The 890-nt window shown below is 34.5% G+C and carries 2 protein-coding genes; both read right to left on the bottom strand.

Features of this window, described 5'->3' with window-relative positions; translation table 11 throughout:
- The coding region (locus RB298_RS33385) for an HAD hydrolase-like protein (RefSeq protein WP_486050627.1) at positions 1-308 on the bottom strand (308 nt) is incomplete at its 3' end.
- 13 nt (positions 309-321) lie between these two features.
- Positions 322-890, bottom strand: a 569-nt coding sequence (locus RB298_RS33380) for a metallophosphoesterase family protein (RefSeq protein ID WP_486050625.1), incomplete at its 5' end; no start/stop codon positions are given.

Raw genomic sequence — 890 nt, 5'->3', positions numbered from 1 at the left:
ACTTGAACAATCTTATTAAAAAAATCAAGACTAGGTTTTGAAAAGCCCAATTCTCTAGATGTAAAAAGATACTGAAAATATTGTTGAATATCAACACGCTTTAAAGCCATTCCAAATAGTTCTGAATTTGAAGCTCCAGCATTAGAAGCTACACAACATATGTAACTCTGACTAACAATATGTAGAGATTTACTAACGCCATCTATAATCTTTACATACTCCCAATCAGTCATTGGACCTGCATATTCAGAAAAATCTTTCATAAGGGTATCTCCCCAATCAAACACAATTGCTTTAATTCTAGGCATTATTTTTCCCTCCTTAAAATCTTCCCATTCTCAAAGCATCTGCCCAATCTTGACGCTGATTTATTTCTGCCATGGCAGCTGCTTTTTCCCAATGATATGGAACACTGATTTGATCAACTAACCAATTAGCTGATTTCTTCTTAATAATTGTATAGTTGGCGTGGGGAGATCCAGATTCCATTTTATGAGGTATCGGTAAATCATCTATGTATGCGGGAAGTCCTACACTGCCAGGATTTATAATTAATTTTCCGTTTGGCAAATAGAGCGTTCTTGAAATATGACTATGGCCACATAATACAACGTCTTGTTCAACATCTTCTAAAGCATTTATAATATCTTTTGAGCTTTTTAAGATTGCACCTTCTTCCGTCATTTCTTCTACTAAATATATCTCGTCAGAATTAGGTGTACCATGACATAAAAAGATATCATCCATAATTAAGCTACTAGGATGCTGTTTTAACCATTCGAGAGCCTCTGCAGTTAGGCTGCGTTTCACATAATTAACTGTAGATGATGAATCATCATTTGATGAATCAACTATCATTCGATCACAATTCCCCATAATATGTGTAATAT

It is taken from the genome of Priestia sp. BR_2 (genome assembly GCF_041954005.1).
Lineage (GTDB): Bacteria > Bacillota > Bacilli > Paenibacillales > Paenibacillaceae > Paenibacillus_AQ > Paenibacillus_AQ lautus_A.
This window is presented reverse-complemented; position numbering and strand designations above follow the sequence as displayed.